This is a genomic window from Maricaulis salignorans, assembly GCF_900103475.1.
GTDB classification, from domain to species: domain Bacteria; phylum Pseudomonadota; class Alphaproteobacteria; order Caulobacterales; family Maricaulaceae; genus Maricaulis; species Maricaulis salignorans.
On record NZ_FNHG01000023.1, the window covers coordinates 18082 to 44547 of the forward strand.

The following is a 26466-nucleotide window of genomic DNA, read 5'->3' on the forward strand; positions in this document are numbered from 1 at the left end:
GGAACAGAAACGGGACGTATGACTGACTCGAAGGACATGCTCCGAACACTGTATCGCAGCTCTCCCAACGCCGTTGTCGTGACGAATAACGCGCGCGAGGTGACCGGCCTGAACCCGGCTGCCGAACGGTTGTTTGGCCATGGCGAGGCGGAGCTGGTCGGCACATCATCGCAAACCCTCTACGCCGATCCGCGCGATTTCGATCAGCTCGGCGAGACGCATTTCCATCGGCATGCAGCTGAGATCAGCCGGTCTTATACCGCACGCTACCGGGCAAAATCCGGCCGTATCTTCGACGGCGAGACCACCGCCAGCGCGATCATTTCCTCGACGGGCGAACGGGATGGTTTCATTTGCATCATCCGCGATGTGACCGCGGAACTGTCGCTGCAGGCCAGGCTGGAGGCCAGCGACCTCCAGCTGCGTGTCGCCCTGTCGTCCGCGAATGAGGGCACCTTCTCCCTCAATGTGGTCTCCGGGCTCGGATCGACCCGCGGTTTCATCAATGAATTTCTCGGCATCAAGTCCGCCGATGCGACCATCAGCCTGGCCCGATGGACTGAAGCCCTGCACGAAGACGACCGTGACGAATTTCTCGAGGCCATCGACCGGTTGCGCAAACAGCCGACGACCGGCCTGGACACGGTCCATCGGGCTCGTCGCGCCGACGGCGCCTGGCGCTGGCTTCAGACCCGCGGCCGGGTCAGCGAGTTTGCCAGTGACGGAACGCCGCTGCGCATTTCCGGCATTATCGCCGATGTGACCGAGCGCCGGGCACTGGAAGTCAAGCTCGCCGAACGCGAACAACAATTGGAAAACGCGATCGCCGCCGGCTCGGCCGGAATCTGGGAAATTGATCCGGCAGTCCCCGGCGCCGTCGCCATCGGCCCGATCCGTGACATGCTGGGCGTGCCCGACAAGCCGGAATTGATCGAACGGGACATCTGGCTCGACCAGGTTCACCCCGACGAGCGCGACGCCGTCAATACCGAAACCATGCGGCTGCTGAGGGGCGAGACCGACTCACTCGACATCGAATACAGGCTTCGCGACATCCGGTCCGGGGAATGGGTCTGGCTGCGGGCCAGCGGTCAACGGATCAGGAAGGACAAGCAACACCCGATCATCTCCGGCGTGCTGATCGACATCACCGAACAGAAAGCAATGGCCGAACGTCTCACCCGGAATGAGCAGATGGTCCGCGAGGCGATGGCGTCGGTGAGAGACGGGGTTTGGAGCGCCGATCTGCAGCGCGAAACCGTCCGCATTTCGGGTTTCCTTGTCGACCTGCTGAAAATCGGCGCGCCCAATGAGGAATTGCCGATCAAGGACTGGCTGGCATCACGCCTGTTCGCGGACAGCCATCGCGGTGCCGAACGCCTGGCGAATCTGAAGCAGGCCCCCATGACCGGCAATGGGCCGGCTGAAATCAACACGGTTGAGTACCGGATGACCAATGATGACGGCGAAATCGTCTGGGTCCGCAGCCGTGGCCGTGTGATCGAGTGGGATGAGAATGGCAGGCCGCTCCGGGCTGCGGGCACGCATTCCGACATCACCGAGGAAAAACGCCTTCAGACCGAGCTGGAACGTCGCGATCTCCAGTTTCGTGACGCCCTGGCCGCGACGAATGAGGGCGCCTGGCGGATCAATCTGAAAACCCGGATATCCGACGTCACGGCCGTGATCAGCGAAATGATCGGCCTGCCGCCTCGGGACGCCCGCATTGCCCGCGACGAGCTGGTATCGCGTATCCATCCCGACGACCGCCCCATCGCCGAGGCATCCTTCATGAAGCTCGATTCAGGCGAGGCGGGTACGGTGGATTACACCGTCCGATTCCACTCCCAGATGGCCGGCTGGATCCATATCCACAGCCGCGGCCGCGTCAGCGGTCGCGATCCGCAGGGCAGGCCGCTGATCGCGACCGGCTTTCTCTCCGATGTCACGGAACGGCTGGAGACGAAGCAACGCCTGGAAGAGCGTGAGCAGCAATTGACTGACGCGATCCAGGCGACAGCACTCGGGATTTTCCGCATCGACGTCGAGGCGGCGGAACTTTGGTTGCGCGGCAATATCGCCGAGGAGTTGTTTAACAGCGGCGCAGAGACGCGCGTCGCGACGCAAGCCTGGCTCGACAGGGTCCATCCGGATGATCTGGAGAGGGTCACCAAGGTCACGACCGCGCTGTTCCGCGGCACCGAAACGGTCGCCGTGATTGATTATCGAATGCGGGACAGTGAAGGCCGCTGGATCTGGTACCAGGTAACCGGACGGATCGTGGAGGCCGACGATACCGGGCGCGTGCGCAATATCAGTGGCGTGATCTGGAATATCGATACCCAGAAGCGGCTCAATCATGCCCTGCTGGAAGAACGCGAGCGCTTCGAGGCGACCTATCGCGCCACACCGGCCATGATGCACACGATCGACGCCAGCGGGACGATCCGTGAGGTCAGTGACTACTGGCTGTCCCACCTCGGCTATAGCCGTGACGAGGTTATCGGGCGCAAGTCGACTGATTTCCTCGACCCCGAATCCGGTCAGCGCGCCGTTGAAACCTCATTGCCGGAACTATTCCAGAGCGGGCGCAATACCGACATTCCCTATCGCTTCATCCGCAAGGACGGCACCAAGCTGGACGTGCTGCTCTCCTCTTTCCTGGAACGCGATCAGGACGGAAATCCGCTGCACAGCTATGCCGTCATCACCGACGTCACACCGCTGCGGGCGGCCTATGCCCAGCTTGAGCGCACCAATGCCGAGCTTGACCGCTTTGCCACTGTCGCCAGCCACGACCTGCAGGAACCGCTGCGCAAGGTCGCGGCCTTCGCCGGCCTGATCCGGCGCCGCTATACCGGCCAGCTCGATGAAGACGGAACGCGCAGCCTTGACTATCTCGTCGATGCCGCCCAGCGCATGCAGCGCCTGATCGACGATTTGCTGAGCTATTCGCGCATGTCGAGCCAATCGCTCAGACTTCAGCCGGTCGACCTGGACGCCCTCATGGCCGACGTGGTCGATCAGCTCGACGCCGCAATATCGGAGTCCGGCGCGCAACTCGAAATCGCCGCCCTGCCGACCATCCGGGCTGACCCGTTGCTGATGCGGCAGGTGCTGCAGAACCTGGTCAGCAATGCGATCAAATATCGCGGCGCCGAGGCGCCACACATCGAGATCCGGGCGCATTGCGACCGCGAGGCATGGACCGTCTCGGTCACGGATAATGGTATCGGCATCGACCCGAAATTCTTCGAGAAGATTTTTGCCCCCTTCCAGCGCCTGCACTCCCGCGAGGCGTATAGCGGCACCGGAATCGGTCTCGCCATCGTGCGGCAGGCCGTCGAGCGGCATGATGGCCGGATCTGGGTGGAGTCCGCAGAAGGACAAGGCTCGAGATTCTGCTTCTCGATACCAATCCACTACCCGTCCGACGGCAACGGGACCGCCTGACCCTTATTCGAAGCGCAGCGCCTCGATCGGGTTGAGGCGGGCGGCGCGATGGGCCGGGTAGAGGCCGAAGAACACACCGACAAAGGCCGACGCCCCGATCGCGACCGCGACAATGCCCGGATTGACCGATATTTCGAGCTCACCGACATTGGCATAGGCAATCGTGCCGCCAACACCGACAACCAGGCCGACCAGCCCGCCCGTAACGCACAGGACGATACTCTCGATCAGGAATTGATTGCGGATATCGCTGGCGCGGGCGCCAACCGCGAGCCGCAGGCCGATCTCGCGCGTGCGTTCGGTCACCGAAACCAGCATGATATTCATGATCCCGATGCCGCCAACCAGCAGCACAATGCCGGCACCCACCGCCAGAAGCAGGCCGAGCTGGCTTTCGGTCTCATTGCGGGCACGGATGAATTCGGCCAGGCTGGCGACGCTGAAATCATCGTCGGCGCCCGGCTGGATATCGCGCCGGATCCGCAACAGGTCCTGGATATCGGCGATAATGCGGTCGGTATTTTCCCCGTCACCAACCGCAACATAGATGGTCTGGACCGGGTCCCTCACCGTCGGCGTCTCACTGGCACCAAAACGCTGGCGCACGGTTGAGAGCGGTGCGAAGACAATGTCGTCCTGGTCTGAGCCAAAAGATGTCTCGCCCTTTGCCGCGACCGTACCGATCACCTCAAATTGCTGTCCGCCAATGCGCAGGGACTGGCCAACCGGGCTCGCGCCGTCGAAGACCTCATCGATAATGGTCTGGCCGACGACCGCAAGGCGACGGGCCGACTGCTCCTCTTCCACCGAGAAGGCCCGGCCTTCCTCGATCGTCCAGTCGCGAATGCCGAAAAAGGACGGATTGACGCCGGTGATCCGCGTCGACCAGTTGACGCCGCCAAACACCACGCTCAGACCCATGGCATTGACCTCACCGGAAACGCCATCAATGCCACTGACCTGGTCCCGGATGGCCTCGGCATCGGCATCCGTCACCGGCGTGCCCGTGCCTCCGGCACCGCGCCGGCCGCCGAAGATCGAGGCGCCGGGACGCACGATCAGGAGATTGGCGCCGAAACTGGCGATCTGCGCTTCAACGGCCTGTTTGGTGCCTTCACTGATCGAGACCAGCACGATCACCGAGGCGACACCGATGATCACGCCGAGCATGGCGAGCGAGCTGCGCAGGGCATTGATCCGCAGGGCCGTCAGGGCCACGCGTATCGAGGCGAGCAAATTCATGTGCGGTCCTCCAGCACCCGGCCATCGCGAAACACGATCTGGCGGCGGGCGTGATCGGCGACTTCCTGCTCGTGGGTCACCAGGATGATGGTAATGCCCTCACGATTGAGCTGGTCAAAGATCGCCATGATGTCCTCGGACGTCTTGCTGTCGAGTGCGCCGGTCGGTTCGTCCGCAAGCAGGATTTGAGGGTCATTGACCAGGGCGCGGGCGATGGCGACACGCTGTTGCTGGCCACCGGATAATTGCGACGGATGGTGATCGGTGCGCTCACCGAGGCCGAGCTGCTCCAGACGCGCCAGCGCGCGCTCGCGACGTTCGGCATGGGCCACACCGCCATAGACCAGCGGCAGGGCAACATTCTCCGCCGCCGAGGTCCGCGGCAGAAGATTGAATTGCTGGAAGACAAAGCCGATCGTTCGATTGCGGAACCGGGCCACGGCTTCCGGCCCCAGCGTGCCGAGATCCTCGCCGGCGACCCGCAGCAGGCCGGAGGTCGGCCGGTCGAGGGCGCCGAGCAGATTCATCAGGGTCGATTTGCCCGAACCGGAACTGCCCATGATGGCGACATATTCACCCGCTTCGATGGCCAGGGAGACGCCATCGAGAGCACGGATCGTCATATCGCCCATGGAATAGGTCTTCACCAGATTCCGGCATTCGATCAGCGCCGTCATTCACGCACCTCGCGGGCACGCGTAACCGCCAGATCGCCCTCGGCGAGATCGCCGGCCACGACTTCGGTATTCTGGCTGTCGGAGATTCCAAGCCGCACGCGCCGCTCGACCAGCATGCCGTCGGCCTCCTGAACCCAGACAGTGGCGGAGCGGGTATTGGCCGCCTCGCGTGCCATGGCCCGGTAACGCTGCATCTGTTCCGGTGTCAGCACGGCTTGCAGACCGCGATCAATCTCGGCCTGCAAGGCGTCGCGATCAATACCGCCACCCGCCTGCGCGGCACCCTGGGCGCGGCCGAATGCGCTGCGGAAGACCGTGCCGGCGCTTTCAGCCTGGTCAGGCGTCAGATCGAGCTGCTCGGTCAGGCGGTCGACGGGATTGCGGCGGCCGCCGCCCTCACCGCCCCGGCGCGGACCACCAGCTGGCGCGGCTTCGACGGGCCGCGTGCGGCCCTCCAGGACGGGCGATGGACGAAAGCGCAGTGCAGAATTGGAGACGCGCAACACACCGTCGCGCTCGCCGGTGACGATATCCATATTGGCCGTCATACCCGGCAGCAGACGCTGGCCAGGATTGGCCGCGGTGACCACCACCGTATAGGTGACGACATTGTTCAACGCGGTCGGCGACAGGCGGATCTGATCGACCAGACCGGTCAATTGCATGTCGGGATAGGCATCAACGGTGAAACTCACCGGCTGGCCTTCGGCGATCTGGCCGATATCGGCCTCATCGACCTGGGCATCGATCTGCACCTGTCGGAGATCCTGCGCGATGGTGAACAGGACCGGTGCCGACAGGCTGGCGGCGACGGTCTGACCTTCGTCGACGGCGCGATCGACAACAATGCCATTGATCGGTGAGCGGATCGTGGTGCGCTCCAGATCAATGAGCGCGCCTTCCAGCGTCGCGTCGCGCTGACGCAGCACGGCTTCCGCATTGGCAATCTGGGCCTGGGCGACGCTGACATCTGCCAGTGCGGCATCAAGCGCGGCGCGGGCATTGTCGAGCGCGGCGGCGGAGGCATTGCCGCGTTCGCTCAGGGTTTCGGTGCGGTCAAAATTGAGCTGGGCGGTCCCGGTATTGGCGCGCACCCGGGTCAGCGTGGCGCGCTGCAGCGCCAGGCTTGCGAGCGCCGTGGCGCGCGAGGCCTCGGCTTCGCGGACCCGTGTCTCATAAGTCTGCGGATCGAGCCGGGCGATGACCTGGCCTTCCTCAACCTCATCATTGAAATCGACCAGGACTTCGGCGAGTTGGCCGGAGAGCTGCGAGCCAACCTCGACGGTCACCAGCGCCCGTACGGCACCGGAGGCCGCGACGATGCTTCGGACCTCACCGGTCGTCGTGGCCGCAGTCTCGATCTGGACAGAGCCGACACTGCCATCAGCGCGCCCGAGGAACCACCAACCCGCCAGGGCCAGTGCCGCAACAGCCACAAGGGCCAAAATCCAACGTCTATTTTCCAACATGCCTGCCTCTTGGCCTGGGCGCGTGCACGCGCCGCGCTGACTGGGGTCTACTGCCTCAACGCGGCAGCGCCCGAATTCCGTCTCATGAACAACATCTCGTTGCGGTGTAGCGTGATGACCCGGTGAAGGCTATCTAGTTGAGATGATACCGAGGGGCCGGATTGTGGATTTCCAGGAATTACTTGAATTGCCGGACATAGCAGGGCTGCTGGCGGTCGCGCCCGTGATCGGTATCGCAGCCTGGATCCTGCTGACCGCTGTGCTCTGGCGCAATGGTTTCGGGGACTTGTTCGAACGCTTCATACGACCGCGCTGGAGTATGACGCAGCGCGCAGCGACCTTGCTGATGATACCGGGACGGGCCCTGCTCCTCACCCTCGTGGCCGGCCTCGGCGCCGGCCTGACAACGCTGGGCCTGTTGATCAATCTCGGCGTGATCCTGAACCTCGTGCGGGCCGGCAAGTTGCTCCTGGCCGGTTGAGGCGCCAGGGTGCGGCAGGCCTGTTCCCGGTCAGTTTGTCGCGCCAGCTGCGGGGTGACATGGCCGGTTTACAGGCATATGTGTAAACTGGCGAAATGATAACGACTTGCAAACGCAAGCTGCTGCGACAGGGCCAGACGTGACGCTCGACCAACTGGAAAAAGGCCGGATTTGCCGTGTGACGGGATTCAGTTCCGGCTGCGAAGATCTGGTCATCAAACTGCGCGAAATCGGATTTGCCGAATCTGACGAAGTGGAATTGATGCATCGCGGGCCGCTGGGCGCCCAACCCTTGTGCTTCCGCCTCAACCGCACCCTGATCGCCCTGCGCAGCGATGAAGCGCGCGCCATTCAGGTGGATGCACAGGAATGAGCCGGTTGCGTATCGCGCTGGTCGGCGCCCCGAATTCCGGCAAATCCACCCTGTTCAACGGGCTCACGGGTGGCCGCGCCAAGGTTGCCAATTATTCCGGTGTTACGGTGGAAACCCGTACCGGCCAGTTGCAGACCCCTGGCGGGGCCGGGATCGACCTGATCGATCTGCCCGGCATTTACGGTCTCAAGGCGCGCTCAACCGATGAACGCATTGCCATCGACCTGCTCTGCAATGGCCGCGATGGCGAAGCGCCGCCGGACGGCATGCTGGTGCTGATCGATGCGGCCCATCTTCGCACCCATTTGCACACCGTGCTGCAGATGCGCGCGATTGGCCGACCGATGATTGTCGTGCTCAACATGATCGACCTGGCCGAACGCGACGGGCTCAAGATCGATGTCGAACGCCTGCAGACCGAGCTCGGCGTCCCCGTTGTCACTTCACGGGCCACCCGCGCCACCGGCCGTGCTGACCTGCTCGCCTGCATCGATCGGGAGACTGCCGGCTGGCAGGCGCGCAGCGCCGCTGACAGCACGGTCTGCACCATCGATACCGATCTGAGCGCCATGCAACGCGAAGCCCGCGGCATTGCTGACAAGGCGATCCTGTTCGAGCCGGTGATGAACCGGCTGACCCGACAGATCGACCAGTTCGTGCTGCATCCCGTCGCCGGACCAATCATTCTCGCGGCTCTGCTCTTCTTCATGTTCCAGGCGGTTTATTCCTGGTCCGGCCCCTTCATGGACGCGCTCGAAGCCGGCGCGGCCGGGCTGGGACAGCTGGCCGGGCAATGGCTGCCGGCGGGCTGGTTCCACGACCTCATTGTCGACGGCATTATCGCCGGGGTCGGCAGTGTCGTGGTCTTCCTGCCGCAGATCGTCATTCTTTTCCTGTTCATCCTGGCACTGGAAGCCTCCGGCTATATGGCCCGCGCCGCCGTGCTGATGGACGAGCTGATGCTGCGCGTCGGCCTCAATGGCCGCGCCTTCATCCCGCTCCTGTCGAGTTTTGCCTGCGCCATTCCCGGCATCATGTCGGCGCGCACGATCGACAATGAGCGCGACCGGCTGACCACGATCATGGTGGCGCCGCTGATGACCTGCTCGGCGCGCCTGCCGGTCTACACCCTGATCATCGGGGCCTTCATCCCGCCCGATACGGTGGGCGTGTTCAACCTTCAGGGCATCGTGATGTTCGGCCTCTATCTCACCGGCGTCGTCAGCGCCGTGACCGTGGCCTTCATCCTCAAACGCACCGTGACCAAGGGATCCAACCAGGTCCTGATCATGGAATTGCCGACCTATAAACTGCCCAATCCGCGCGATTTCCTGCTCTCGCTCTGGGGCCATGTCTCGGCCTTCCTCAAGCGCGCCGGCACGATCATCCTGACGACCTCGATCATCCTGTGGTTCCTTGCCAGCTATCCCGCCTCGGCCACGAGCCTGCGCGAGAGCTATGCCGGCATGATCGGCTCGGTGCTGGAGAAACTCCTCGCCCCGATCGGCTTCAATCTCGAGATCGCCATTGCCCTCGTGCCCGGCATGGCCGCGCGCGAAGTAGCCGTCGGGGCTCTGGGCACGGTCTATGCCATCCAGGGCGGCGAAGAGAATGTCGAAGGCCTCGCCGCGGCGCTGCAGGGTGCCTGGTCGCTACCGACCGCGCTCGCCTTCCTCGCCTGGTATGTCTTTGCCCCGCAATGCTTCGCCACCCTGGCAACGGCGCGGCGCGAGACCAATTCCTGGGCCTGGACCGGCTTCATGTTCGCCTATCTGATGACGCTCGCCTATATCGCCGCCGGCGCGACTTTCCACATTGCGAGCTGGGTCGGGCTCTAGGGCGCCAGGCGCTCGCCTTCAGCCCAGATGCGTCTGCAACGTCTCGATGAAGGCGGGCAGCAAGGCCCGCTCGACATCGGGATTGCTCCAGAACGGATTCATGAAGACACAGCGCAGCAACACCAGCTGATCGCTGTCATACTCGCCGTCCCAGGACGCCACATGCGCCTGCATCAGTGCGTCATAGCTTTGCGCCGACATCACGGTGCGCGACACCGAGAAGGCCGGATCACCCTGCAGCCGCGTGAAGACCTCGCCGGTGCGCTGATTGGACTGTGACAGCGCCTCGCCCGGCCGCGCCAGCGAGAAACAGAGGATATTGCTGTCCGCCGGCAGGAAGCGGGCGTCCGGGATCGCCGCGGCAATGGCGGATTGAAACGCCATCCGCGTCTCGATCGTGCTGCGCAGCATGTCGCCGAAACGCCCGGGTCCGAAACCGATCGAGCGCCCGGTCAGCCAGGTCGCCGCAGCGCCGGATGCGGTACGCGAGCCCTCCAGCGTGCAGGCCCATTTATCATTCGTCGCAGCGCGGTCGATATAGGGTGCCTGGAAGGATGAAGCGACATAGCCGCGGACATCACGGGTCAGGAAGGCACCGCAGGCATAGGGCACATAGCCCAGCTTGTGCGGGTCGAGCGTCACCGAGTCGGCGCGCGCAATCGCCCCCAGAGCCCGCACCCGGCCGGGCTCGAGACAATGCTCCGCCGCGCCGCCCAGCATGGAGCAGAAAAACCCGCCATAGGCGGCATCGACATGATGCCAGATATCAATCCCCTCGGCGCGCAGGGCATCGAGCCGGTCACACACACCATCAACCGGATCGATCTCGCCGGCCTCGGTCGTGCCCGCCACCGAGACGATGGCCAGGACCGGGCGGCCCTCATCGCGCGCCCGGGCGATCAATGCGTCCAGCCCGCCCAGGTCGAACCGGCCTTGCGCATCGAGCGGCGCATTCCAGAACGCCTCCTCGCCAAGGCCGAAGACATTGGCCGCCTTGCGCCAGGAAAAATGCTTGTTGCCCGGCGTGATCAGGACCGGACCGCGCCAGGGCCGTCCGGTGGCGCGGGTCAGGCGTTCGCCATAGTCGAACGGATTGCCCAGCACCCCGCTACAGCCCCGCAATTCGGCCTCGATCGCACCGCTCTCGGCGCGCTGCGCCTCGAAAGCATCCCAGCCGATATGCGCCGCCTCGAACGCATCAAAACGCTCGCCGCGGCTCTCATAGCCCTGCAGGGCGAGCGAGAGACAATGATCCATCCGGTAGCGCGCCCGCCAGACCGCCTCGAAATTGGCGACGGTGCCGCCGCCGGTGAAATGTCCCTGGGCCAGGGCCGGATCATAACCGACCATGCCGGCCAGCATGGCGATGGCTTCATCCTCGATCACACCGCCGACCCGCGCCACATCGCGCGAGGTATTATTGGGATTGTGCAGCAGGGTGGCGAAATGCCCGAGCAGGGCCGGCAGTGAAACCTCCGAAACCATGTGACCGACATAGCGCGGCGTGAAGGTCGGCACTTCGGCGCACAATTTCTCACGCAGGATCCGCACCGCCTGGCCGAGCCGTTCGCGCTCGCGCAGGAATTCAGTCGACAGCCGGCGCTCGGGAGAGATCGCTTCGGGATCATCGGTAAAGAGCGAGCGGCGCCAGTCAAACCAGTGATCGAGAATGGCCTGGAACTCGCCGCGCACCCAGGCTGCATTCTCGGATTTGGGGCCGAGAAAATAGGCGTCACTGGCAAAACGGGCTTCAGGATTATCAGACATGACACGCTCCGGAACAGATCGCCCTATCAATGGCCTGGCTTGACAAACATCAAGCCCTGTCTCTGCGTCATAGGGGCGCAGCGTGTTGCACGACGCGCGGCGCTTGACATGACACCGAAAGGTTTCCTATAAGCGAAACCGAAAGGTTCCACATTATGCCGCTGACCACCGACCAGACCCAGCCCGTCTTCCGTGCCCTCGCCGATCCGACGCGGCGCGCCATCATCATGCTGCTGGCCGACAGGGATTTGCCCGTTGGCGATATTGCCGCGCGTTTCGAGATGACGCGTCCGGCCGTGGCCAAGCATCTCGCCGTGCTCAAATCAGCCGATCTCATCCATGTCAGCCAGGCCGGGCGCGAGCGGATCAATCAACTCAATCCGGCGGCCCTGAAAGCCGCAACCGACTGGCTCGCCTGGTTCGACCGCTTCTGGGACGACCGTCTCGCCGCCCTCAAATCCGCCGTGGAGAAAGACACATGACCCCGCTCAAAATCACCAAGACCCTCTTCCTTAAAGCCCCCGCCGCCCATGTCTGGAAATTCCTGACGCAGGCCGACCGGCTGGCCGAATGGTTCCATCGCGGCGGCGCCGACCTGGTCGCGAAGGGCGAATACAGCCTGTTGACCAATACGCTCGGCAAGGAAGGCACGAAGATGTGCTGGGGCCAGGTGATCGAGTTCGATCCGCCGCACCGGCTGGTCCACACGTTCACGCATGACCATCTCAAGGGCGTTGAAACCCTGTGCAGCTGGACCCTGACCGAGGCCGAGGGCGGCACCGTGCTGACGCTTGAACATACCGGCTGGGAGAAGGTCGGCGAAGGCGCCTTCGCCATGGCCGCCAATCATGATGCCGGCTGGGACGAGCACTTCTCCCGCCTGCGCCGGGTCGTCAGCTGATCGCCCCGGCCATCTCCACCAGATTGGCGACGGTATTCATATTGCGCGCGGTGCCGGCCTTTGCCGCCGGGATGACCAGTTTCGACTGCCCCATTCCGCCCGGATAATGGACATAGATCTCGCGGACGCCGGGTCGGATCTCTTCATCGGCCCGGTTCCTGAGCCCGTCCAGCTCGCCGGGCGCGCCATCCAGGAAGATCGCGACGCTGCGATTGCCCGGCTGGTCAGTGAAGGGACTGGCCGCGAGCACCGCGCGCATCTCGTCGGCCGTGCGCACCATCACCGCGACCGGCTTGCCGGCCCAGGCGAGCAGCGCCGCCTCGAGACCAGCCTTCACCGCCTCCCCATCCTGATCGCTGGTGAAGACAACATTGCCCGAGGCGATCCAGGTCTTCACCTGGCCATGGCCGAGCGCCTCGCACATCGCGGCCAGCTCCCCCATCGGCAATTTTCCGCTGCCGCCAACATTGACGGCGCGCAGCAGGGCGATGAAGGCGGTCATGGGTCAATCATCCAGGCTGGGATATCGGAGCCAAGATGGAGGACGCGCCAGATGTCGATCTGGTCGGCGTGAGCGATATAGAAAACCGCATAGGGAAAGCCCTCGATCCGCCAATGACGCAGCCCCGGCAAACCCAGATCGGCACCAAATCGGCTTGAGCCGGTTTCGGGCCATTCTGCAATATGGTTGCACGCAGCTCCGAAAGCCTCGACGAAGCGCAAGGCCACCGGCTCTCCAGCTTCAAGAACGTAATAATCCACCGCCGCCAGAAGATCGGCGTCTGCAGCCTTTTGCTGGACAAGTGGCCGGCTCACCCGGCGCGATCACCGCGTCGCGCCCGCGCTCGCAATCCTTCAAGATAAGCCGCATCCACCACAGGACCAGGGCCAGACCTGGCGCCCTCGAGCAGCAAGGCCCGCACCTGCTGGCGGTCCTGATCCTTGCGGATCAGTTCACGGACATACTCGCTCACTGTGCCATAGCCCCGCTCAGCGATCTGATCGTCAACGAAGGCTTTCAATGGCCCGGGCAGGGAGATGTTCATCGTGCTCATGAATGCACGATAAAGCGCATGACAAAATTTGGCAAGAATGAGCGAGCCGAGTGGGGACAAGCTCCGGCTTCCAGAATGCCGGACCCTGCCCCCATCAATCAGCCCGCGATGGGTCCGCCGCGCGTGGAGGCGATGCCGCCATCGCAGACCACTGTGGTGCCGACGACATAATCGCCAGCGCGCGAGGCGAGGAAGATCGCCGTGCCGGCCATGTCTTCAATCGTGCCGACGCGGCCCGATGGCACCGCCTGGGAGACCAGATCGGCATGATCGCGCGCGACCTTGTTCATTTCCGAGGCAAAGGCGCCGGGCGCAATCGCCGTCATGACGATATTATCGCGCACCAGTTCCAGCGCCATGCGCTTGGTGAGATGGATGATGCCGGCCTTGCTGGCGGCGTAGGAATAAGTCTCGAGCATGTTGACGGAAATGCCGTCGACCGAGCCGATATTGATCACCTTGGACGGCTGCTCCTTCGAACCCGCCGCCTTGAGGGCGCCGAACAGAGCCTGGGTCAGGAAGAAGGGCCCCTTCACATTGACGTCCATCACCTTGTCCCAGCCATTCTCCGGGAATTCGGCGAAAGGCGCGCCCCAGGCGGCACCGGCATTATTGACCAGAATGTCGAGCTTGCTCTCCTGCTTGAGGAATTGCGCCGCCAGTTCGCGGCAACCCTCGACGGAGGAGACATCGCCGGGAATGGCGATGCACTCGCCATATTGCGACAGCTCCCTGGCCGCCTCGAGGCAGGGCCCCGCCTTGCGCGCCGAGATATAGACCTTGGCACCCGCCCGCAGATAACCCTCGGCAATCATCGCGCCAATGCCGCGCGAACCGCCCGTGATAAGAGCCACACGGCCTTTGAGAGAGAAGAGGTTATCCATGCTCATGATCGGTCTCGCTGATTGGGCGCGGCGGGAGAGATTGCGGCGCGAATTGGAAGAATGGGTTTGTCGCTAATGGATTAGCGTGAAGGGTGGGAAGCGTCCAGTCGGGATATGGGTATGGGAAGAGATTGCGGCGGGTTTCATTCACACCCATCAAAACCCTTCCCCGTCATTCCTGACGGATGCCCCGCGCATGCGGGGCGGAGACCGGGAACCCAGAACCACCAAATTGGAACCAGCGGAGCTGGACGGCAAAACCCTCGGCTCCGGCGCGGGAGCGACCAGGAGTCAGGCGACCTCAAACGGCCCGCTGCCATTGCCAAGGCGGCCTCCGGTCAACACAATGGCCGGCAGTTTTTGGGGGAATTCGACATGCTGTTGCCACGGACTTCAATCGACAATCCGGCGGGCGCGCAATGAGCGCCGCGCCGACGACCGAGCGTCTGATCGGCATTGATGCGCTGCGCGGGGTCGCCGTGCTGGGCATTTTGATGATGAATGTCCAGGCCTTTGCCATGGTGCCCGGCGCCTATGACTACCCGGTAGCGCATATGGACATGTCCGGTTTGAACGCCGGGGTCTGGGCGATCGGACATACGTTCTTTTCGATGAAGTTCATCACGATCTTTTCGGCCCTGTTTGGCGCCGGGATCATGTTGATGGTCGGGGAGAGCACCGATACCCGCCTGCATTACCGGCGGATGTGGTGGCTGTTCGCGATCGGCATGCTGCATGCCTACCTGCTCTGGTATGGCGATATTCTCGTGCCCTATGCCCTGTTCGGCATGCTCGCGGTCAAGGCGCGGTTCTGGTCGACCGGCAAGCTGATCATCTGGGGCCTCGCCCTCATCACCCTGACCGGTGTCCTGGTCATCGGCCTGTTTCACGCCGTGCTGGCGATGAAAGGCTTCGACCCGATGATATTGGGCGTGTCGGAAGAGATCGTCGCCGCGTCGGTGGCGGCCAACCAGGCCGGTTACCTGACGCAATTGCCCGATAATGCGCTGACCGCAGCGGGGGCCCAGTTTGCCAGCCTGCTGGTGTTTGGCGGACGCATACTCGGCGTGATGCTGATCGGCATGGCGCTGTTCAAGAACGGCTTCCTGTCGGCCCGTCTGAAATCGCCGACCTATTTCGCCATCGGCGTACCCAGCCTGTTCTTCGGGCTCGCCCTGTCGGCCTGGAGCTCCGAGCATGCCCTGGCGAGTGGCTTCGCCCTGGATACCGCCTGGCAGACAGGGTTGAGCAATTATGTCGGCAGTCTTCTGGCGGCACTCGGCTATGCCGCCGGCATCATGCTGATCTGCAAGTCCGGCTGGGTCAGCTGGCTGGTGCAGGTGTTTGCCGCCACCGGCCGCATGGCCTTCACCAATTATCTGACCCAGACCCTGATCATGACCTTCATCTTCGTCGGCGCGCCCGGTCTGGGCCTGTTCGGCACGGTGGAGCGGGTCGACCAGGCCAAGCTGGTCCTGCTGGTCTGGGCGCTGCAATTGATCTGGTCGCCGCTCTGGCTCAGCCGCTTCCGCTTCGGCCCCTTCGAATGGGCCTGGCGCTCACTGAGCTATGGCCGGTTGCAACCCATGCTGCGCGAACGAAGCTAGCGCCTGTCATCACGGCATCGGCCAGACATCAGAACCGGTTGGCGGGACAGCCCCCCCTGTCCCGCCAGCCGCTATTCCACCGGATCCGCCAGCACCTGCTCCACGCTGACCAGTTCGAAATCATGCATCTGGTCGAGATAGGCGTCGAAATAGGCCTTGTGGGAGGCCCCGACGATGACCAGGACGCGGGCACCGGGCTGGTTGCCGGCGGCTTCGACCACATTGGCCGCCATGCGCAAGCCGCGGACTTGCCACCAGGCGAGATATTGCCGGGCGACGGCATCTTCATCGGGCGTGGCGGCGGCGAGTCCGAAATCACCCTCAATGACAAAACGCTGATAGGCTTCACTATTCAGGAAGCGATAGCCCTCAAGCACGCCGGCGGCTGAGCCAAGATAGGCTTGTTGTGCCGCATCCATCCGGGCATCGAGCGGATGCTCCGCCGCCCAGACGCCCTGGATGACCGGCCCCAGAGCGCCCGGTGCTCTCATCCGGACGATATCAGCCGTATGATCATCCATCGCCGCGAGCCGCTCCAGGCCAAGCTGATTGCCGAGGGCCAGGCCGATAAGACTATTCTCGTTGCGCGAGGTCAGAAACCGGTTCAGCCGATCGCGCAGGGCCGGGCTGACGACCTCATCGGCAATCCGGTCGGCCGGGTCGAGCCTTGACCATTGCAGCGCCGCCGACCACGGCTCGCCAGCGCCAAAAAACAGCGTAGCCAGACGACGCCGCTGCGTCGCGGAAGGGTTTTCGGTCAGGGCCGGGAACTCGGTTTCAACCGCCAGCGCCGCTTCCGGCTGGGTCATGCCGAGGCGCTCGAGCGCGGTGGCCGGATCGGTGCAGTAATCATCGGCCACACCCGGATAGAGGGCCGCATGGCGGCGCAGCGTATCGCAGCCGCGCCCGCCAACCGACTCGACCGCGATAATGTCGGGGCGGTAGGCCGCGAGCCGGTCAAGGAGCAGCGCAAGATGGTCGGGGCTGAGGGCCGCCTCGGGCAATTGGTTGAGATGGGCGGTGCCGAGCACCAGCACACGGGTCGGCTCGCCGCCCAGCACGGCCTGGACACCGGCGAAGTCGATCAGGGGCGCGGCGCCGGTCCGCTCGAAGACCGGCGATCCGGCAAGACGCGGCGCGGTGACGGTGTCAGCGGTGCTGGCAGTGTCGGTCGCAGCGTTGGTCGCTGCGCCGGCCGTCGTCGCAGCGGGGTCTGCCGGTTGCGGGCTGCAGGCGGCGAGCGCCAGTCCCAGAGCTGCGGCCAGGGCCGGAATGGGCATCGAGATGGTTTTCATGGGGCTCCCCTGTTTGACCGGTTTGCCCGTCAATATCGCGCCCGGTCATGCCCGTCGACCCGCTCTTTGACATCGCATCGACCTACAGCAAAACGGCATGGCCCCGATGGGAGCCATGCCGTCTGCAGTCCGGGTAGTCGTCATCGTAGCAGGCGAATGTCACCCACTCCGGGAAATTCTAGCCACCCGCGGCCGTGCGGGCCCGCTTGCGCTCGAATTCCTTGAGGAAGATCTTGCGGATACGGATGGATTGCGGCGTCACTTCGACCAGCTCGTCATCATCGATGAATTCCAGCGCGAATTCGAGCGTCACACGGATCGGCGGCGTCAGGACGATATTCTCGTCCGTGCCCGAAGCGCGCATATTGGTCAGTTTCTTGCCCTTGGTCGGATTGACGACCATGTCGTCATCGCGGGCATTCACGCCAATGACCTGGCCTTCATAAATATCGGCTGCGTGACCGAGGAAAAGCTTGCCGCGGTCCTGCAGGTTGAACAGCGAGAAGCCGGCAACCTTGCCATCCACCATCGAGACCATGGCACCGTTATGCCGCTGGCCGAATCGGCCCTCGGTACGCGGGGCGTAATGGTCAAACGTGTGGAACAGAAGGCCTGTGCCCGATGTCGCCGTCAGAAATTCGGAACGGAAACCGATCAGGCCACGGGTCGGGATGACATAATCCAGGCGCACCCGGCCATGCCCGTCCGGCACCATGTTTTTCAGATCGGCGCGGCGCTGGCCGAGCTTTTCCATCACCCCGCCCTGGTGGGCTTCTTCCATGTCGATGGTCAGAGCCTCGTAAGGCTCGCAGGTGACGCCGTCGATTTCCTTGAGCACAACGCGCGGCCGGCCGACGGCGAGCTCGAAGCCCTCGCGGCGCATGGTCTCGATCAGGATGGAGAGGTGAAGCTCACCCCGCCCCATGACGTTGAACTTGTCGGCATCGGCCATCTGCTCGACACGCAGGGCGACATTGTGGATCAGCTCGCGATCAAGGCGTTCCTTGATATTACGGCTGGTCACGAATTTGCCTTCGCGGCCGGCAAACGGGCTGTCATTGACCTGGAAGGTCATCGACAGGGTCGGCTCGTCGACGGAGAGCAGCGGCAGGCCCTCGACAGTGTCCGGATCGCAGACCGTGTCGGAGATTTTCAGCTTGTCGATACCGGTGAAGGTAATGATGTCGCCAGCCTGGGCGGCATCAATCTCGACGCGCTCGAGGCCATGAAACCCGTAAAGTTGAAGGATCTTGCCCTTCTGCAGCGAGCCGTCAGCCTTGGCGACAGTGACCGGCTGGTTCTTGCGGATCGTGCCGCGGGCGATGCGGCCAATGCCGATAACGCCGGTGAAGCTGGAATAATCCAGCGCCGAGACCTGAAGCTGTAGCGGACCGTCACGGTCGACCGGAGGCTCGGGCGTGTATTCGGTGATCATCTTGAAGAGCGGCTCCATATCGGTGCCGATCTCGCCGGGATTGCTCGCCGCCCAGCCCTGCAGGGCCGAGGCGTAGACAACCGGGAAGTCGAGTTGCTCTTCGGTGGCGCCGAGGCGGTCGAACAAATCGAAGGTCTGGTCCAGCACCCAGTCAGGGCGCGCAGACGGACGGTCGGCCTTGTTGATCACGACGATCGGCTTGAGGCCGCGTGCCAGGGCTTTCTTGGTGACGAAGCTGGTCTGCGGCATAGGACCGTCAACCGCGTCGACGAGCAAAAGCACGCAATCGACCATGGAGAGGACGCGTTCGACCTCACCACCGAAATCGGCGTGTCCGGGGGTATCGACGATATTGATCGACCAATCGCCCCAGGTGACGGCCGTGTTCTTGGCCAGAATGGTAATGCCGCGTTCTCGCTCCAGATCGTTGGAGTCCATCATGCGTTCGGATGTATTGGCGCGGTCGCCCAAAGTGCCCGACTGCTTGAGCAGCTGGTCAACGAGGGTCGTCTTGCCGTGATCGACGTGCGCGACGATGGCGATATTGCGCAGCTTGTCGAGGGACGCGCTCATGAGTGTAATCCTGCTTGGTGAAAAGGCGCGCCCTAATACGCTGCCCTATCCGGCATGACCAGTGATTATTCCGTATTATTAATGCAGGGGCCGGTCCGGGCACCGTATAGAGGCGTCTTTCACGCCACCGGCTTCACCTTTTCGCGGCCCAGAATCGCGCCCGTTGCGAGGGCGCCAAGCATGGCGGCCAGAACCAGCAGGGCGAGAATCTGCGCCCAGGAACGCGAGGTTTGCCGGATCGGGGCCAGATCAACCACTGAAACGAAATACCAGGACGGGCCTTCGATGCGGCTGAAGGCAATCATCCAGCCGCCATCGGGGACGACGAACACGCCGAACGGACGCGGGTCGAGCCGAAGCATGGTCATGATGTCTTCCGGTGCCAGCACAGCGCGCGCCTGCTCCCGGCCTGCACGCGCCGCCGGTGGCGGCCCACGCGAAATGATATTGCCGGCATGGTCGAACAACATGTTCACGCCATGGCTTGGCGGCATTTCCAGCGCCGTGGCGAGCGTTTCGGTCATCGAGATCGAGCTGCCGAACGCTCCGAGCAATTCATCACCGTCGCGCACCGGCTGACGGCAGGCGCTCGCGGCCCGGTCACCACCATCGGCATACACAAAGCGGGACAGCGCCGTGCAGCGCATCTCGCTATTGGGATTGCTGCGCAAATCGAACAGGGCGGCATCTTCATCGCCGCGCAGATCAAAATCGGCCGGCGCCTCGCTGCGATAGAAGACCAGCCGGTCCTCACGCTCGGGCGCAAACATCACCATGCGACGATCGGGTGTGAAATAGTACAGATTGGAAAAGCGGCCCAGATAGGCCTCGCCCACGGCGCGCACGGTGTGAAAACCGGCCAGATAGCGGCGTTTCTCGGTGTCCGTCATCATCGCGCCATCGGCCAGGAAGGCGCCGATACCGAAAACATAATCGCCCGTCGACAGCGTCGTCCCGTCATACAGGCCCGGAGCGCTGCGACGGGTGCCGTCGGGCATCACCGGAAAGAGCCGGTCGAATTCGGCGTCCACCGGCACGTCCTGCAAGACGGCCAGGCGACGCCGGAAGGTTTCCTCCGCCGCCCGGTTCAGCCGACGGGCATCCTCGAACATCTGCTGCTCGCGACCGGCGCGCACCCGGATATAGGCATTGAGATGTTCGGCCTGCGCGGCTTCGAGGCGCTGGTCCAGGATTCGGCATCCGGCCAGGCCGGTCAGGCCGGCCAACAGAATCGAGACACATATCTGCCCGATCAAGATTGCCAATTTCCTGGACGCCAAAGTCATTCTCCGCACACGAGCCAAGCGCTCGTGAAGCCGATTCAATGTCCAAGGTCAATGTATCAGATATGCACGCGTGACGCGTCCCGGGGTCGCGACAGGTCCGGCCAGGCTCGCGACAGGTCCGGCCCGACCGGAGGTCAGGACCCGGACGGATCAGACATGGTCGAGACGAGCCGGCCCAGAAGCGCGCCGAACCGCCTTTGTTCATCGGGGCTCAGCGCGGCATGTATCTCCCGGGAGACCGCTTCCACCCGCGGCATCAACGCCTGGTACAGGGTCTCACCGGGACCGGTGAGAAACAGGTGACTGACGCGGCCATCGCCCGTCGAGGCTTCACGCCGGACCAGACCTGCGACGAGTAGGGCCTTGGTCGCACGGCTGACGATGCCCTTGTCCATCGGCGTGATGGTGACAACTTCGGCCGCGGTACGGCCCGGCTGTTCGGCAATGGCCGCCATGACCCGCCATTGCGACAGGTTGAGCTGGCCATATTGCTTCACGATTCCTGCCGTGTGGCGTGAAATCCGGTCGGCCAGCACGGTCAGCTGATAGGGCCAATAGCTGCCCAGCTCGATCACGCGCCGGGTGGCAACGGGTGTGTTGGAAGTCTTCATGTCGATAAATTAGTTGTTTTCACAACTTGACGCAAGCGCGACCGGAATGATACTCCAGCGGCAAGATGGGCATGGTTTCCATGCCGAACCACCACGATTCCGGGAGATGATGCATGGCCGATCTGTTCGAAAATCCTATGGGGCTTTGCGGCTTCGAATTCGTCGAATTCACGGCGCCCGAAAAAGGGATACTGGAACCGGTCTTCCTCTCGATGGGCTTCACCCACATCGCCAATCACCGCACCAAGGATGTCACGCTCTGGCGCCAGGGCGGCATCAATATGATCATCAATTACGAGCCCAATTCACCGGCCGCCTATTATGCGGCCGAGCATGGCCCTTCGGCCTGTGGCATGGGCTTCCGCGTCCGCAATGCCGGCGAAGCCTACAAGCTGGCCGTCTCCAAGGGCGCCGAGCCGATCGATATGAAGACCGGATTCAGCGAACTGAAACTGGCCGCGATCAAGGGTATTGGCGGCGCCTCGGTCTATCTGATCGACCGCTTCGAGGACGGCAAATCCATCTATGATGTCGATTTCGATTATCTCGAAGGCGTCGACCGTCACCCGGCCGGCTGCGGTTTCAACGTGATCGATCACCTGACCCATAATGTTTACAAGGGCCGGATGGATTACTGGGCGAATTACTACGAAACGCTCTTCAATTTCCGCGAGATCCGTTATTTCGACATCAAGGGCGAATATACCGGCCTCGTCTCGCGCGCCCTGACGGCGCCGGACGGTCTGATCCGCATCCCGCTGAATGAGGAAAAGGGCGAGAAAGTCGGCCAGATCGAGGAATATCTGCGTGAGTACAAGGGCGAAGGCATCCAGCACATCGCCTTTTCCTGCGATAATCTGATCGAATGCTGGGACCGCCTGAAAAAGGCCGGCGTGAAATTCATGCCCGCCCCGCCATCGACCTATTACGACATGCTCGACGAACGCCTGCCGGGCCATGGCGAGCCGGCCGACGAACTGCGCCAGCGCGGCATCCTGCTCGACGGCACGACCGAAGGCGGCGAGCCGCGCCTGCTGCTGCAGATCTTCTCGGAAAAGGCGATCGGTCCGGTCTTTTTCGAATTCATCCAGCGCAAGCAGGATGAAGGCTTCGGCGAAGGCAATTTCGAAGCCCTGTTCAAATCCATCGAGGCCGACCAGCTGGCCCGCGGCGCGATCAGCGCCTAGGAGGCACTCTCATGACCGTCAATCTCAAGCGCATCCACCACGTTGCCTATCGCTGCAAGGACGCCAAAGAGACGATGGAATTCTACCAGCGCGTCCTCAATATGGATTTCGTGCTGGCCATCGCCGAGGACCAGGTGCCGTCGACCAAGGCGCCCGATCCCTACATGCACATCTTCATGGATGCCGGCATGGGCAATGTCCTGGCCTTTTTCGAACTACCCAATTCACCGGAAATGGGCCGCGACGAGCAGACCCCGCAATGGGTCCAGCATATCGCCTTTGAAGTTGAAAACATGGACGCGCTGGAAGCGGCCAAGGCCCATATCGAAGCCGAAGGCCTCGACGTTCTCGGCCCGGTCAATCACGGCATTTTCAAATCGATCTATTTCTTCGACCCCAATGGCCATCGCCTCGAACTGGTCGCCAATACCGCCACCGAGGCCCAGATGAAACAGCTCCACGAGGTCGCCCCGGCGATGATCGAGGAATGGAGCCGTACCAAGCGCGCGCCCAAACACGCCGCCTGGCTGCACGAGCAGGACTAGGTTTCTAAGATTTCCTCCCCGCCCCGGCCGCAATGCCGGGGCATTTTTTTGTCCGCCTCAGATCAGTCCGCCCCGCTGCACCCCGTCACCCGGCTCGGTCAGCCATTCGCCCTCGCTGCGGACATTGCCGACCGATTTATTGGCCGCATGGATGGTGATCACCTCGGACGGCGCGCCCTTGAGGATGAGCTCGATATCGGCGGTTTGGGGCTCCAGCCAGGGCTGGCAATCCTCCGGCCGCAACATCACCGGCATGCGGTGGTGCAGGCGCTGCATGGCATCATTGGCCGGGATGGTGAGGATGGTGAAACTGTCGATCACCGTGCCCTCGATCTCGGTCCGGTCCCACAGCCCGGCCATGCCGAACCAGTCCGTGTCCTTCATCCCGATAAACCAGGGCTGTTTGGCACCCTTCTCACCCGTCCATTCATAGAACCCGACCGCCGGCACGATGCAGTGATGGCGGCGGAAGGCATGGCGGAAACTGGGCAGGTCGGCGGCGGTTTCGGCCTTGGCGTTGAAGGTGGAGTATTTCATCTCGCTCAGCGGCTTGTGCCAGAAATGCGGCACCAGACCCCAGCGCGCCATCGCCATTTCATTTCCGATTTCCTCATCGGTACGCTGGCGGATGATCGGTGCAATCTGGGTCGGGGCGACATTCCAGCGCGGCTCGAGATTGGTCGCCGCCTGCTGGAGCTTGAACGTCTCCTGCAGGATCCACCATTGCAGCTTGCCGATGGCGTAGCGTCCACACATGGCAGGGAGGTTAGCGCGAGTTCGGGGGAATTGCAGCCCGGCCAACACAAAACCCGCCACGGCAGAGCTGCCTGGCGTTACTCGGGAATATGGGCGGGCCTCAAGACCCGGGCTCCGCGCTTGCCACGCCGAGGTCCTGACTGTCGTCAGGATGACGTGGGATAATCGCTGGAGGGTGGGGATAAACCGCTGCCCTGACCAACGCCGCGCCCGTCATCCTCACCAGCTCCGCCGCCTTCGGCGACACCCACCGATTCCCCTCTTGACTCTGCGCGCCGCGGAACGGAACATAAGTGGAACATTCAACAGAGGCCATGACATGCCAACTGCGCCGCATGCCCGAACAGGGCGGCCGCAGCTCGAGGAGCTGCGACGCCAGATCCAGGCGATTGAAACGCCCATGACCGGCCCCGTCCTGACGGGTCAGGACGCGCTGGTGCTTGGGGCGGGCCTGCATGAGGTCTGCCCGGCGAGCTATCTCGACACGCCGGCCGCGCTGGCATTCCAGATCGGTATGCTCGGCCATGGCCTGGCTGAACAGGACAAGCTGCGTCCGGTGATCTGGGTGCGCCCGGCGGGCCAACGCGCCCATGATTTCGGCCGTCCCTATCCGCTCGCCATGGCCCGTTGGGGGCTGGAGCCGGAACGGGTGCTGCTGGTCGAGGCGCGTGATGCGAGCGACGTGCTGTGGGCGATGGAGGAAGGGCTCAATGCCGGTGCGCTGATGATCGGCGAGATCGGTGCCTCGGCCCGCTATGACCTCACCGCCTCGCGCCGCCTGCACCGTTCGGCCCAGGCCGCCAAGGCACGCGTGCTCGTTTTGCGCGGCCATCAGGACATCCAGCCCAGCGCGGCCCTGACCCGCTGGCGATTATCCGCCCTGCCGTCACCGGACCGGCCATGGCGCGGGGCGACAGGTCTGCCGGGATTGGGGGCGCCGCGCTTTTGCGCCGTGCTCGAACGGGTCCGGGGCGGACCGCCGAAAAACTTTGAGATCGAGTGGAAAAATGCGGCGTTTCATGTCCTTGAGCCTGCCAAGATGGCCCGTCGAACGGCGCAATCTACGCCCCGCTTCGACCGCCTCGCCGTCTGATGCGCCCGAGCTCCCCTTCGCGCTGGTTCACACCTCAACCGGTGGCGAGCGGCTCTATGCCCTCAATAATGAGGCGGCACGGCTGGGCTTGCGGCGCGGCCAGGCCCTGGCCGATGCCAAGGCGCTGGAGCCGGGCCTGCGCATTGCCCCCTTCGCGCCCGATGCCGACCGGCGCCTGCTCGGTGCCTTTGCCCGCTGGTGCGGCCGCTGGTCACCCTGGACCGCGCCCGATCCCGGCGAGCCGGGGGAGGATGGCGTGATGGTGGATATCACTGGCTGCGCCCATTTGTTCGGCGGCGAGGACGCCCTCATCACGGCCGCCTTGCAGGCCGTGCGCGGCCAGGGCCTGAGCGCCCATGGCGCCATCGCCCCGACCATCGGTCTCGCCTGGGGTCTGGCGCGCTTTCCGGCACGGCGTTCGCCCAGCGGCTGGCTGATCGCCCATGATGTTTCAGCCAGCCTGCACGCCCTGCCGGTCGAGGGTTTGCGCATTGGCGATACCGCCGCGCGCCTGCGCCGCTTCGGGCTCAAACGCGTCGGCGATATTGCCGGCCTGCCGCGCGCCAATCTGGCCCGGCGTTTCGGCCCCGATCTGGTGCGCCGCCTCGACCAGGCGCGCGGTCAGGACGACGAAAGCCTCAACCCGCTACAGCCGAAAACCCCGTTTCGCGCCCGGATGCGTTTTGCCGAGGCCCTGCTCCTGCTGGACGGCATCAAACAGGCTGTGCGCGAGACGGCCGATACGCTGTGCGCCCATCTGGAGAGCGAGGGCCGCGGCCTGCGCCGGGTCGAACTCAATCTGTTTCGCGTCGACGGCAAAATCCATCTCCTGATCATCGGCACCGCCGCCCCGGTCCGCGATGCGGCCCATATCGCCCGCCTGTTCAATGAAAAACTCGACCGCGCCGAGATCGATATCGGTTTTGGCATTGATGTCATCGAACTCAATGCCACCGCCACCGGCCCGCTGGCGGGCCGGCAATCGGGCCTGATCGGTGACGATCAACTGGACACGGAGGATTTCGCCCGCCTGACCGACCGTCTCAGCGTCCGCCTGGGCGAGGCCCGCGTCAAACGCGCCGCCCGCCGCGACAGCCATATCCCCGAACGCGCCGCCGGCTGGAGCACGGAAGCCAATCCGTCCGGTTCAGCCCTGATGCTGCGCGAGGCGGGCGGCCAGCAAGCCTTGCTGCCGCCACCGGAACGGCCCCTGCTCATCCTCGCTCGCCCGGAACCGGCCGAGGCCGTGGCGGAGATTCCCGACGGCCCACCACGCAGCTTCGTCTGGCGCCGCACGCGTCACCAGGTCCGCCAGGCCGAAGGGCCCGAACGTCTCGCCCCGGAATGGTGGCGGCCTGAAAGCCGCGCCAGCCCGAAGACGCGCGATTATTTCAGAATCGAAACGATCGAGGGCCGCCGCTTCTGGCTCTATCGCGACGGGCTCTACGGCCCGGAAACCCGTAACCCCCAATGGTTTGTCCACGGAGCATCATGATGGAAATGACCCAGTTGACGACGCGCCGGCGCGCCCATCCCCGCCAGGAGACGATGCCGTTGGCCGGAAACATTCTCTGGGAGCGTCTACGCGGGCGCAGGGTTTCCGGCCACCGCTTCAAACGTCAGCACCCGATAGCTGGCCATATCGTCGATTTCGCCTGCGTGCAGCACAAGCTTGTCATCGAGCTTGATCGCGGCGTGCGCCGCCGCCCGGAGAAGGTCGAGCGCAGCCGGCAACGGACAATGCAGCTGATGCAGCAGGGCTGGACCGTGATCCGGCTTGCCGATGCCGATATCACTGAGCGCCTCGAACAAGTGATCACGACCATTACCCGGCACCTCCCCATCCTCCCCCGCAAGGCGGGGGAGGTGGACCGGACAAGATCCGGGCCGGAGGGGGCCTCACCGCCGAACACCCCCACAGTCCACTGCGTGGACAGC

At 63.7% G+C, this 26466-nt stretch carries 25 protein-coding genes; 12 read left to right on the top strand and 13 right to left on the bottom strand.

The features are described 5' to 3' along the window. The first annotated feature begins 36 nt into the window (after window positions 1-36). On the top strand, window positions 37-3453 hold the full coding sequence (locus BLT42_RS13805; RefSeq protein WP_176780370.1) for a PAS domain-containing protein: 3417 nt from the start codon (window positions 37-39) through the stop codon (window positions 3451-3453). Window positions 3454-3456: 3 nt separating this feature from the next. Here the strand turns inward: BLT42_RS13805 and BLT42_RS13810 are convergent, their stop codons facing one another. Genes BLT42_RS13810 through BLT42_RS13820 form a run of 3 tightly spaced genes read right to left on the bottom strand, consistent with a single transcriptional unit; the run spans window position 3457 to window position 6808 of the window. Continuing rightward, window positions 3457-4695: an ABC transporter permease gene (locus BLT42_RS13810; RefSeq protein WP_091771754.1), complete on the bottom strand. Its 1239-nt coding sequence runs from the start codon at window positions 4693-4695 to the stop codon at window positions 3457-3459. Beyond that, window positions 4692-5372 (bottom strand): ABC transporter ATP-binding protein, encoded by a 681-nt coding sequence (locus BLT42_RS13815; protein ID WP_091771755.1) that lies wholly within the window; start codon window positions 5370-5372, stop codon window positions 4692-4694. Before BLT42_RS13815 ends, BLT42_RS13810 begins: the two co-directional genes overlap by 4 nt. After that, the gene (locus BLT42_RS13820; RefSeq protein ID WP_233342515.1) at window positions 5369-6808 is read right to left on the bottom strand and encodes an efflux RND transporter periplasmic adaptor subunit; all 1440 of its coding nucleotides are present in this window, start codon (window positions 6806-6808) and stop codon (window positions 5369-5371) included. The genes BLT42_RS13815 and BLT42_RS13820 overlap by 4 nt, the downstream gene beginning before the upstream one ends. A gap of 175 nt (window positions 6809-6983) precedes the next feature. On the opposite strand from BLT42_RS13820, the gene BLT42_RS13825 reads away from it, so the two are divergent. The 3 genes from BLT42_RS13825 to feoB all read left to right on the top strand — a co-directional run bounded on the left by BLT42_RS13825 (window position 6984) and on the right by feoB (window position 9533). Further along, on the top strand, window positions 6984-7322 hold the full coding sequence (locus BLT42_RS13825) for a hypothetical protein (RefSeq protein WP_143024164.1): 339 nt from the start codon (window positions 6984-6986) through the stop codon (window positions 7320-7322). A 106-nt stretch (window positions 7323-7428) separates the two neighbouring features. Beyond that, window positions 7429-7695: a FeoA family protein gene (locus BLT42_RS13830; protein ID WP_176780371.1), complete on the top strand. Its 267-nt coding sequence runs from the start codon at window positions 7429-7431 to the stop codon at window positions 7693-7695. Next, a complete protein-coding gene (feoB, locus tag BLT42_RS13835; protein WP_091771759.1) occupies window positions 7692-9533 on the top strand; it encodes a ferrous iron transport protein B in 1842 nt (613 codons plus the stop codon). Before BLT42_RS13830 ends, feoB begins: the two co-directional genes overlap by 4 nt. An 18-nt stretch (window positions 9534-9551) precedes the next feature. Here the strand turns inward: feoB and BLT42_RS13840 are convergent, their stop codons facing one another. Continuing rightward, window positions 9552-11300, bottom strand: a complete 1749-nt coding sequence (locus BLT42_RS13840) for a pyridoxal phosphate-dependent decarboxylase family protein (RefSeq protein ID WP_091771760.1) — start codon at window positions 11298-11300, stop codon at window positions 9552-9554. Between the two features lie 155 nt (window positions 11301-11455). Here BLT42_RS13840 and BLT42_RS13845 point away from each other — a divergent pair, with 155 nt between their 5' ends. Both BLT42_RS13845 and BLT42_RS13850 read left to right on the top strand, forming a co-directional pair. After that, on the top strand, window positions 11456-11782 hold the full coding sequence (locus BLT42_RS13845) for an ArsR/SmtB family transcription factor (RefSeq protein WP_091771761.1): 327 nt from the start codon (window positions 11456-11458) through the stop codon (window positions 11780-11782). Further along, on the top strand, window positions 11779-12201 hold the full coding sequence (locus tag BLT42_RS13850; protein ID WP_091771762.1) for an SRPBCC family protein: 423 nt from the start codon (window positions 11779-11781) through the stop codon (window positions 12199-12201). Before BLT42_RS13845 ends, BLT42_RS13850 begins: the two co-directional genes overlap by 4 nt. Here the strand turns inward: BLT42_RS13850 and BLT42_RS13855 are convergent. The 4 genes from BLT42_RS13855 to BLT42_RS13870 form a co-directional block, all read right to left on the bottom strand. After that, window positions 12194-12703, bottom strand: coding sequence for a DUF1697 domain-containing protein (locus BLT42_RS13855; protein ID WP_091771763.1), 510 nt, complete (start codon window positions 12701-12703; stop codon window positions 12194-12196). The genes BLT42_RS13850 and BLT42_RS13855 overlap by 8 nt on opposite strands. Then, window positions 12700-13017 (bottom strand): type II toxin-antitoxin system RelE/ParE family toxin, encoded by a 318-nt coding sequence (locus BLT42_RS13860; RefSeq protein WP_091771764.1) that lies wholly within the window; start codon window positions 13015-13017, stop codon window positions 12700-12702. Before BLT42_RS13860 ends, BLT42_RS13855 begins: the two co-directional genes overlap by 4 nt. Then, window positions 13014-13256 (bottom strand): type II toxin-antitoxin system ParD family antitoxin, encoded by a 243-nt coding sequence (locus tag BLT42_RS13865; protein WP_091771765.1) that lies wholly within the window; start codon window positions 13254-13256, stop codon window positions 13014-13016. Before BLT42_RS13865 ends, BLT42_RS13860 begins: the two co-directional genes overlap by 4 nt. A 98-nt stretch (window positions 13257-13354) precedes the next feature. Continuing rightward, a complete protein-coding gene (locus tag BLT42_RS13870; protein ID WP_233342513.1) occupies window positions 13355-14146 on the bottom strand; it encodes an SDR family NAD(P)-dependent oxidoreductase in 792 nt (263 codons plus the stop codon). Window positions 14147-14559: 413 nt separating this feature from the next. Here BLT42_RS13870 and BLT42_RS13875 point away from each other — a divergent pair, with 413 nt between their 5' ends. Then, window positions 14560-15747, top strand: a complete 1188-nt coding sequence (locus tag BLT42_RS13875; RefSeq protein WP_176780372.1) for a DUF418 domain-containing protein — start codon at window positions 14560-14562, stop codon at window positions 15745-15747. A gap of 71 nt (window positions 15748-15818) precedes the next feature. Here BLT42_RS13875 and BLT42_RS13880 read toward each other — a convergent pair whose 3' ends face one another. The 4 genes from BLT42_RS13880 to BLT42_RS13895 form a co-directional block, all read right to left on the bottom strand. Continuing rightward, entirely contained in the window at window positions 15819-17042 is a 1224-nt protein-coding gene (locus BLT42_RS13880) for a DUF5694 domain-containing protein (RefSeq protein ID WP_091771767.1), read from the bottom strand. Between the two features lie 178 nt (window positions 17043-17220). After that, entirely contained in the window at window positions 17221-19050 is a 1830-nt protein-coding gene (gene typA / locus BLT42_RS13885; RefSeq protein ID WP_091771768.1) for a translational GTPase TypA, read from the bottom strand. Window positions 19051-19169: 119 nt separating this feature from the next. Beyond that, window positions 19170-20306, bottom strand: a complete 1137-nt coding sequence (locus BLT42_RS13890; RefSeq protein WP_091771769.1) for a PDC sensor domain-containing protein — start codon at window positions 20304-20306, stop codon at window positions 19170-19172. Window positions 20307-20470: 164 nt separating this feature from the next. Next, window positions 20471-20947 (bottom strand): MarR family winged helix-turn-helix transcriptional regulator, encoded by a 477-nt coding sequence (locus BLT42_RS13895; protein WP_091771770.1) that lies wholly within the window; start codon window positions 20945-20947, stop codon window positions 20471-20473. A gap of 113 nt (window positions 20948-21060) precedes the next feature. On the opposite strand from BLT42_RS13895, the gene hppD reads away from it, so the two are divergent. Together hppD and BLT42_RS13905 are read left to right on the top strand one after the other, a co-directional pair. Then, entirely contained in the window at window positions 21061-22134 is a 1074-nt protein-coding gene (gene hppD, locus BLT42_RS13900) for a 4-hydroxyphenylpyruvate dioxygenase (protein WP_091771771.1), read from the top strand. Window positions 22135-22145: 11 nt separating this feature from the next. Further along, the gene (locus tag BLT42_RS13905) at window positions 22146-22679 is read left to right on the top strand and encodes a VOC family protein (protein ID WP_091771772.1); all 534 of its coding nucleotides are present in this window, start codon (window positions 22146-22148) and stop codon (window positions 22677-22679) included. 57 nt (window positions 22680-22736) lie between these two features. Here BLT42_RS13905 and BLT42_RS13910 read toward each other — a convergent pair whose 3' ends face one another. Continuing rightward, the gene (locus tag BLT42_RS13910) at window positions 22737-23435 is read right to left on the bottom strand and encodes an SOS response-associated peptidase (protein WP_091771773.1); all 699 of its coding nucleotides are present in this window, start codon (window positions 23433-23435) and stop codon (window positions 22737-22739) included. Window positions 23436-23754: 319 nt separating this feature from the next. Between BLT42_RS13910 and BLT42_RS13915 the strand changes: the two genes are divergently transcribed. The 3 genes from BLT42_RS13915 to BLT42_RS13925 form a co-directional block, all read left to right on the top strand. After that, window positions 23755-24528 carry an ImuA family protein gene (locus BLT42_RS13915; protein WP_091771774.1) on the top strand — a complete coding sequence of 258 codons (774 nt, stop codon included), beginning with the start codon at window positions 23755-23757 and terminating at the stop codon, window positions 24526-24528. Then, on the top strand, window positions 24443-26023 hold the full coding sequence (locus tag BLT42_RS13920) for a DUF6504 family protein (RefSeq protein ID WP_143024166.1): 1581 nt from the start codon (window positions 24443-24445) through the stop codon (window positions 26021-26023). The genes BLT42_RS13915 and BLT42_RS13920 overlap by 86 nt, the downstream gene beginning before the upstream one ends. After that, the coding region (locus BLT42_RS13925; protein ID WP_176780373.1) for an endonuclease domain-containing protein at window positions 26023-26466 on the top strand (444 nt) is incomplete at its 3' end. The genes BLT42_RS13920 and BLT42_RS13925, both read left to right, overlap by 1 nt.

What these genes read in the sequence shown, in the direction of transcription:
- BLT42_RS13805 (WP_176780370.1), top strand. Translation starts at nt 37, where the DNA reads ATGCTCCGAACACTGTATCGCAGCTCTCCCAACGCCGTTGTCGTGACG.
- BLT42_RS13810 (WP_091771754.1), bottom strand. Translation starts at nt 4,695, where the DNA reads ATGAATTTGCTCGCCTCGATACGCGTGGCCCTGACGGCCCTGCGGATC.
- BLT42_RS13815 (WP_091771755.1), bottom strand. Translation starts at nt 5,372, where the DNA reads ATGACGGCGCTGATCGAATGCCGGAATCTGGTGAAGACCTATTCCATG.
- BLT42_RS13825 (WP_143024164.1), top strand. Translation starts at nt 6,984, where the DNA reads ATGATACCGAGGGGCCGGATTGTGGATTTCCAGGAATTACTTGAATTG.
- feoB (WP_091771759.1), top strand. Translation starts at nt 7,692, where the DNA reads ATGAGCCGGTTGCGTATCGCGCTGGTCGGCGCCCCGAATTCCGGCAAA.
- BLT42_RS13840 (WP_091771760.1), bottom strand. Translation starts at nt 11,300, where the DNA reads ATGTCTGATAATCCTGAAGCCCGTTTTGCCAGTGACGCCTATTTTCTC.
- BLT42_RS13845 (WP_091771761.1), top strand. Translation starts at nt 11,456, where the DNA reads ATGCCGCTGACCACCGACCAGACCCAGCCCGTCTTCCGTGCCCTCGCC.
- BLT42_RS13850 (WP_091771762.1), top strand. Translation starts at nt 11,779, where the DNA reads ATGACCCCGCTCAAAATCACCAAGACCCTCTTCCTTAAAGCCCCCGCC.
- BLT42_RS13855 (WP_091771763.1), bottom strand. Translation starts at nt 12,703, where the DNA reads ATGACCGCCTTCATCGCCCTGCTGCGCGCCGTCAATGTTGGCGGCAGC.
- BLT42_RS13865 (WP_091771765.1), bottom strand. Translation starts at nt 13,256, where the DNA reads ATGAGCACGATGAACATCTCCCTGCCCGGGCCATTGAAAGCCTTCGTT.
- BLT42_RS13870 (WP_233342513.1), bottom strand. Translation starts at nt 14,146, where the DNA reads ATGAGCATGGATAACCTCTTCTCTCTCAAAGGCCGTGTGGCTCTTATC.
- BLT42_RS13875 (WP_176780372.1), top strand. Translation starts at nt 14,560, where the DNA reads ATGAGCGCCGCGCCGACGACCGAGCGTCTGATCGGCATTGATGCGCTG.
- BLT42_RS13880 (WP_091771767.1), bottom strand. Translation starts at nt 17,042, where the DNA reads ATGAAAACCATCTCGATGCCCATTCCGGCCCTGGCCGCAGCTCTGGGA.
- typA (WP_091771768.1), bottom strand. Translation starts at nt 19,050, where the DNA reads ATGAGCGCGTCCCTCGACAAGCTGCGCAATATCGCCATCGTCGCGCAC.
- BLT42_RS13895 (WP_091771770.1), bottom strand. Translation starts at nt 20,947, where the DNA reads ATGAAGACTTCCAACACACCCGTTGCCACCCGGCGCGTGATCGAGCTG.
- hppD (WP_091771771.1), top strand. Translation starts at nt 21,061, where the DNA reads ATGGCCGATCTGTTCGAAAATCCTATGGGGCTTTGCGGCTTCGAATTC.
- BLT42_RS13905 (WP_091771772.1), top strand. Translation starts at nt 22,146, where the DNA reads ATGACCGTCAATCTCAAGCGCATCCACCACGTTGCCTATCGCTGCAAG.
- BLT42_RS13910 (WP_091771773.1), bottom strand. Translation starts at nt 23,435, where the DNA reads ATGTGTGGACGCTACGCCATCGGCAAGCTGCAATGGTGGATCCTGCAG.
- BLT42_RS13915 (WP_091771774.1), top strand. Translation starts at nt 23,755, where the DNA reads ATGCCAACTGCGCCGCATGCCCGAACAGGGCGGCCGCAGCTCGAGGAG.
- BLT42_RS13920 (WP_143024166.1), top strand. Translation starts at nt 24,443, where the DNA reads ATGCGGCGTTTCATGTCCTTGAGCCTGCCAAGATGGCCCGTCGAACGG.